This window comes from Klebsiella sp. Ech2A, from assembly GCF_030078455.1.
Lineage (GTDB): Bacteria > Pseudomonadota > Gammaproteobacteria > Enterobacterales > Enterobacteriaceae > Klebsiella > Klebsiella terrigena.
In genome coordinates this window covers 1-6,888 of record NZ_JAQGFU010000212.1, presented here as the reverse complement: position 1 = coordinate 6,888, position 6,888 = coordinate 1, and the positions used below count along the sequence as shown (strand labels likewise).

The window sequence follows — 6,888 nt, the reverse complement described above, 5'->3', positions numbered from 1 at the left end:
GGTTCCAGCCGAACCGGCTGGTCCTCGATCACGACAGCTTCGGGCTGGAAAACCGCCGCGGGCGCACCTCCCACGAGCATTTCCCGGCGCTGATTACCGGCAGCACCGCCTTTAGCGAGATGCAGGGTGAAGTATGGGGAGTACACCTTGGCTGGAGCGGCAACCATCGCCTGCGCGCTGAGGTAAAAACCGATGGCCGCCGCTATCTGCAGGCGGAAGCGCTCTATTTACCGGGGGAGATGGCGCTGGCCGAAGGCGAAACCCTGTGGACGCCGTCGCTGTACGCCAGCTATTCGGCGCAGGGCCTGAACGGTATGAGCCAGCAGTTTCATCGCTACCTGCGCGAGCAGATCGTGCGCTTCCCGGATAACAAACCGCGCCCGGTGCATCTCAATACCTGGGAGGGGATCTATTTCAATCATGACCCGCAGTACATCATGCGCATGGCGGACGAGGCGGCGGAACTTGGCGTCGAGCGCTTCATCATTGACGACGGCTGGTTCAAAGGGCGCAACGACGACTGGGCGGCGCTCGGCGACTGGTATCTGGATGAGAAAAAGTACCCCAACGGGCTGACGCCGGTTATCGACCACGTGAAGTCGCTGGGCATGGAGTTCGGCATCTGGGTTGAGCCGGAAATGATCAATCCGGATTCGGACCTTTTCCGCGCCCACCCTGACTGGGTGCTGGCCCTGCCGGGCTATACGCCGCTGACCGGCCGCCATCAGTACGTCCTGAACCTCAATATTCCGCAGGCCTTTGATTATCTGCTGGAGCGGATGAGCTGGCTGCTGGGCGAGCACGCCGTGGATTATGTGAAGTGGGATATGAACCGCGAGCTGGTGCAGCCGGGCCATAACGGTAAAGCCGCCGCCGATGCGCAGACCCGCGAGTTTTATCGCCTGCTGGACGCGCTGGTTGCCCGCTTCCCGCATATCGAATTTGAATCCTGCTCCTCCGGCGGCGGACGCATCGATTATGAGGTGCTGAAACGCAGCCATCGCTTCTGGGCTTCCGATAACAACGATGCCCTGGAGCGCAACACTATCCAGCGCGGCATGAGCTATTTCTTCCCGCCGGAGGTGATGGGCGCGCATATCGGCAACCGCCACTGCCACGCGACCTTCCGCCAGCACAGTATCGCCTTTCGCGGCCTGACCGCGCTGTTTGGCCATATGGGGCTGGAGCTGGATCCGGTGAGCGCCGACGAACGGGAGCGCGCGGGCTACCGCAAGTATGCCGCGCTGCATAAGCAGTGGCGCGACGTCATTCATCACGGCGTGCAGTGGCGTATGGATATGCCGGACGCCACCACGCTGGCGCACGGCGTGGTCAGCGAAGATAAGAGCCGGGCGATTTTCCTCGTCAGCCAGCTGGCGATGCCGGATTACACCCTGATGGCGCCGCTGCGCGTTGCGGGGCTGGAGGCGGGCGCCCGCTATCAGGTTACGCTGCTCGATCATCCGGATATTCAGATTACGGGAGAGGGCGGCCATACCATGCGTAAGCTGCCGGCATGGATGGTGACCCCGCAAACGGTGAGCGGCGAGTGGCTACAGCAGGCGGGGCTGGCGCTGCCAATCCTCGATCCGGAAAGCGCCATTTTAATTGGCCTGCAACGCGTGTAATGGTGACGGGCCGCCAGGCGGCCCTGACTGAGGAATATAAAATGAACCCGACTGCCTGTACCCACAAAAACAATCCTAACTTCTGGATTTTCGGCCTGTTCTTTTTTCTCTACTTTTTCATTATGGCCACCTGCTTCCCGTTCCTGCCGATCTGGCTGTCGGACGTTATTGGCCTGAATAAAACCGAGACCGGCATCGTTTTCTCCAGCCTTTCCCTGTTTGCGATCTGCTTCCAGCCCGTTCTGGGGGTGATTTCCGATAAGCTGGGGCTGAAAAAACACCTGATGTGGATCGTGACGATTTTGCTGGTGCTGATTGCGCCGTTCTTCCTCTATGTTTTTGCGCCGCTGCTGAAAGCCAATATCTGGCTGGGGGCATTAAGCGGGGGCGCCTATATTGGTTTCGTGTTCTCCGCCGGCGCCGGCGCGATGGAAGCCTATATCGAACGCATCAGCCGCAACAGTGGGTTTGAGTACGGTAAAGCGCGTACCTTTGGCTGCCTTGGCTGGGCGCTGTGCGCGACGACCGCGGGGATGCTGTTTAGCGTCAATCCCGAGTGGGTATTCTGGATGGGCTCGGCCGCCGCGCTGCTGCTGCTGGTGCTGGTGGCTATCGCGAAACCGCAGGCCAGCCAGGCCGCTCAGGTCATGGATTCTTTGGGCGCGAATCGCCCATCGGTGGATTTAAAAACCGCCCTGCGGATGTTCCGCCAGCGCAAAATGTGGATGTTTATTCTGTACGTGGTCGGCGTGGCGTGCGTATACGACGTCTTCGATCAGCAGTTTGCTACCTTCTTTAAATCCTTCTTCGCTACGCCGGAATCGGGCACCCGCGCCTTTGGTTTTGCGACCACCGCCGGGGAGATTTGCAACGCTATCATCATGTTCAGCTCGCCGTGGATTATTAACCGCATCGGTGCGAAGAACACCCTGCTGATTGCCGGAATGGTGATGGCGGCGCGGATGATCGGTTCATCCTTCGCTACCACCGCGGTTGAGGTCGTGGCGCTGAAGATGCTCCACGCCCTGGAAGTGCCGTTCCTGCTGGTGGGGGCGTTTAAATATATTACCGGCGTGTTTGACGTCCGGCTGTCGGCGACGATTTATCTGGTGGGCTTCCAGTTTTCCAAGCAGGTGGCGGCGATTTTCCTCTCCGCATTTGCCGGCAATATGTATGACCGGATCGGTTTCCAGGAGACCTATATGATCCTCGGCGGCATTGCGCTGTCCGTCACCTTAATATCGGCCTTTACGCTTTCAGGGAAGTCCGCGCCTGGCAGCGTCAGTAATAAAGCAATGACCATTTAATAAATTAATAAAGAAAATTCTCACAGGGATGTGCTGAATAAACGGGAGGACAGATTGACTATGGATATTAAAAAAAGAATGAACAGCGGTGAATTATATACCGATGGCGGCTACGGGCTGCCGGAGGAGCGGCTAATGGCAAAGGTGCGGGCCTATGAATATAACCACTCGCACCCATTCGGTCAGGAGCTAAGAGAGGATATTATCCAGCGCATGTTTGCGAGCGTGGGTAAACAGTGCTGGATTGAGCCGCCGATTAATCTTGCTTACGGCACTCACACCACTATTGGCGATAACTTCTACGCAAACTTCAACCTGATCCTGGTCGATGACGCGGAGATTATTATCGGCAATAACGTGATGTTCGCACCGAATGTGACGATCTCTACCGCCGGCCATCCGGTGCATCCGGATCTGCGCCATACGCAGCAGCAGTTCTCTCTGCCGGTGATTATTGAGGATGGCGTCTGGCTGGGCTCCGGCGTGATTATTAATCCCGGCGTGACCATTGGCAAAAACTCGGTGATTGGCGCCGGCAGCGTGGTTAATCGCTCGATTCCACCGAACGTTGTTGCCGCCGGGGTGCCCTGCCGGGTATTAAGAGATATTACCGACGAGGATAAGAATAAATATCAGCTCTATACCGGCCAATAAATATAAGGCACATATTAATTAGCACTCGTTCCCATATAAAAATAATTAAGATAGAAAGGTGAGTTATTCACTCACCTTACCTCCCCGTTACCTCCGGAAAATAAAAATGAATAAAAAGACGATAGCCTTAGCGATGAGTTTATGTGTGATGGCAAGTTCGGCAGTTGCTAAAAATAATTCTCTGACGCTTGAACAGCGTATGGAACAGCTGGAAGCGCGGCTGGCCGCGGCGGAAAGCCGGGCTACGGTGGCGGAAGGCCAGGTGCGGGAATTACAGGAGAAACAGCGCACCGCTATTGCGCTGGCGCAACCGACCGTTGCGGTAAAAAGCGTCGCGGCGGCCGCAGAGAGCAAAAAGAATATTACCGCCCCGGAGCTTAAGCTCTCCGGCTATGGCGATCTGAAGATCTACGGTGACGTTGAGTTCAACATGGACGCGGAGAGCAAGCACGGCCTGCTGGCGATGACCAACGCCGATGTTGGCAGCGACCCGACCTACGATAACTGGGATTTAAACGGCCGCATTCTGCTGGGCTTTGACGGCATTCGCACCATGAGCAACGGCTATTTTGCCGGATTCTCGATTCAACCGCTGGCTGATATGACCGGCTCAATGAACCTTGACGATGCCGCCTTCTTCTTCGGTCAGGATAAGGACTGGAAGATAAAAGTTGGGCGCTTTGAAGCCTATGACATGTTCCCGCTGAACCAGGACACCTTCGTCGAGCATTCGGGTAATACCGCCAACGATCTCTACAGCGACGGTCACGGCTACATCTACATGATGAAAGAGGGACGCGGGCGATCCGACGCGGGCGGTAACTTCCTGCTCAGCAAGCAGCTCGATAACTGGTACTTCGAGCTGAATACGCTGCTGGAGGACGGCACCTCTCTGTATGACGGCGGTGGCTACCATGGCCGCGACATGGAGCAGAAAAAGAACGTCGCCTACCTGCGTCCGGTTGTCTCGTGGGCGAAGGATGAGCTCTCCGTCGCCGCGGCGATGGAATCGAACGTGGTGAAAAACGCCTACGGCTATAGCAACGCGCGGGGAGAGTTTGTCGATCAGTCCGATCGTACCGGCTACGGCCTGACCATGACGTGGAACGGCCTGAAAACCAATCCGGCCGATGGGGTGGTGGTGAACGTCAACACCGCGTATATGGATGCCAACAATGAAAAAGACTTCACCGCCGGGGTTAATGCGCTATGGCAGCGCTTTGAGCTGGGCTATATCTACGCTCATAATAAAATCAACGACTACGCCGGGGTGATCTGCGATAACGACTGCTGGATTAAGGATGAGGGGACCTACAATATTCATACCTTCCACGCCTCGTATCAAATCCCGAACGTGATGAATATGCAGAACTTTAATATCTATCTCGGGGCCTACTACTCCATTCTTGATAGCGATGTGCAGGCCAATAAGAGCGATGACGACGATCGCTACGGCGCGCGCGTGCGCTTTAAATACTTCTTCTGAAGAGCGTAAAAGCGGCCCCGCTAAACCTGTTCCGGCGGGACCGCCGGGGATTTAATCCAGATAGAATACCGGCTTCAGCTCGGCGCTAAGCGGGCTGTTATCGGCATTTGCCGGCATGACGTCGCGCATATGCCGCCACCAGCGCTGGCAGACCTCGGTTTCGGCGACCGCGTTCCAGCGGGCTTCAGATTCAATCTCCACCGTGGCGAACAGCAGGCTGCGCGCTTTATCGAGATAGATTGCGTAGCGGTGCGCGCCGTGCGCCTTCAGAACCGCCTCCAGCTCCGGCCAAATTGGCGAATGTCGACGCTCATACTCTTCGTGCGCGTCGGGATTCACCTGCATCACAAACGCCTTGCGGATCATAACGCCTCCAGATAGAGCTCGCGCACCTGCTCGCGGCTGGCGGTTCGCGGATTGCACGGCGCGCACGGGTCGGCGAGGGCCTTGTCCAGCCAGCCTTCGATGTCGGCTTTGGTCACCCCAAGCTGGCTGAAGCCCTGCGGAATGCCGACGCGTTTGCTCAGGGCGCGAATCGCCTCGATTGCCGCCATGCTGGCAGCCTCATCGCTCATGCCGCGGGTCTCGACGCCCATCGCCTGCGCCACGCGGGCAAAGCGGGCAACGGCGTTCGGGCGGTTAAAGTTTTCGATGATCGGCAGCAGGATGGCGTTGCATACGCCGTGGGGCAGATTGTGGGTCGCGCCAGGCTGATGGGCCAGCGCATGGACCAGGCCGAGACCGGCGCTGTTGAACGCCATGCCCGCCAGATACTGACCAAACGCCATCTGCTCGCGCACCTCAAGGTTGTGCCCGTCGTCGACGGCTTTCGGCAGCCACAGATTAATCAGCCGAATGGCCTCCAGGGCGTTGGCATCGGTGAGCGGGTGGGCGCCGACCGAGACGAAGGCTTCGATAGCGTGGGTCAGGGCGTCCATTCCGGTGGCCGCGGTGATGGAGGCCGGGATGTCCAGCATCACGCTGGCGTCATCGACGGCGATGTCCGGAATAATATTCGGATCGATAATCACCTCTTTTACCCGGCGCGCGGAGTCGATGATGACCGCATTGCTGGTCATCTCCGCCGCCGTTCCGGCGGTGGTGTTTATCGCCACCAGCGGGACGCCGGCGTTTTTCACCTTACCGACGCCGGAATAGGCGGTGGAAGGGGCCGGGTTGGCGGTGAGGATTTTAACCGCTTTCGCGGTATCGATGGGGCTGCCGCCGCCAAAGGCGATAATGTAATCGCACTGCGCATCGTGGAAGGCGGTAATGCCTTGATGCACCAGCGCTTCGGTGGGGTTCGGGAACACCTCGTCAAACAGGTGCCAGGACATCTGGTGCGCGTCGAGCGCGGCAAACAGGCTGTCCAGCAGGCCCAGCTTCACCAGCTGACCGTCGGTGACGATCAGCGCTTTGCCCCACTCTTTAGCGGCGACCAGATTGACCATATCGCCAATGGCGCCCGCGCCGTGCAGGCTGATTTTCGGCAATGCCAACATAAAGCTCATGATAACTCTCCTGTGAATGAAATCCCGTTCCCCCCACCGTCAGGCGAAGGGCTAATGTCTTCGCTGCAGCACCCGCCGGGCGATAATCGGCAGCGAAATCACCGCGATCAGCATGGCGCCGATGATTATCGACATCACGATGCCCGGTACGTTGAGCAGGCTCAGGCCAAAGGTCACCAGCCCCATCAGGAAGGCGGCAATAATCACCCCCACCATGCTGCCGGAGCCGCCGAGGATATTGACGCCGCCGAGCACCGCCATCGTCACCCCCGCCAGCTCCCAGCCCACCGCCCCCGCGGGCC

At 58.1% G+C, this 6,888-nt stretch carries 6 protein-coding genes and 1 pseudogene; 4 read left to right on the top strand and 3 right to left on the bottom strand.

Annotated features, from left to right (window positions below):
- The 4 genes from PFH44_RS23255 to PFH44_RS23240 all read left to right on the top strand — a co-directional run.
- On the top strand, positions 1-1,628 hold a 1,628-nt coding region (locus tag PFH44_RS23255; RefSeq protein WP_283826292.1), incomplete at its 5' end, for an alpha-galactosidase.
- Positions 1,629-1,669: 41 nt separating this feature from the next.
- Positions 1,670-2,935 carry an MFS transporter gene (locus tag PFH44_RS23250; protein WP_045853715.1) on the top strand — a complete coding sequence of 422 codons (1,266 nt, stop codon included), beginning with the start codon at positions 1,670-1,672 and terminating at the stop codon, positions 2,933-2,935.
- A 60-nt stretch (positions 2,936-2,995) separates the two neighbouring features.
- The gene (locus PFH44_RS23245) at positions 2,996-3,589 is read left to right on the top strand and encodes a DapH/DapD/GlmU-related protein (RefSeq protein ID WP_283826291.1); all 594 of its coding nucleotides are present in this window, start codon (positions 2,996-2,998) and stop codon (positions 3,587-3,589) included.
- Between the two features lie 106 nt (positions 3,590-3,695).
- A complete protein-coding gene (locus tag PFH44_RS23240; protein WP_283826290.1) occupies positions 3,696-5,075 on the top strand; it encodes a carbohydrate porin in 1,380 nt (459 codons plus the stop codon).
- 51 nt (positions 5,076-5,126) lie between these two features.
- Here the strand turns inward: PFH44_RS23240 and rhaM are convergent, their stop codons facing one another.
- The 3 genes and pseudogenes from rhaM to PFH44_RS23225 form a co-directional block, all read right to left on the bottom strand.
- Positions 5,127-5,441, bottom strand: a complete 315-nt coding sequence (rhaM, locus tag PFH44_RS23235; protein WP_045853679.1) for an L-rhamnose mutarotase — start codon at positions 5,439-5,441, stop codon at positions 5,127-5,129.
- Positions 5,438-6,586 (bottom strand): lactaldehyde reductase, encoded by a 1,149-nt coding sequence (gene fucO / locus PFH44_RS23230; RefSeq protein WP_283826289.1) that lies wholly within the window; start codon positions 6,584-6,586, stop codon positions 5,438-5,440. The genes rhaM and fucO overlap by 4 nt, the downstream gene beginning before the upstream one ends.
- A 51-nt stretch (positions 6,587-6,637) precedes the next feature.
- A pseudogene (locus tag PFH44_RS23225) lies at positions 6,638-6,888 on the bottom strand (ABC transporter permease); the annotation flags it as partial.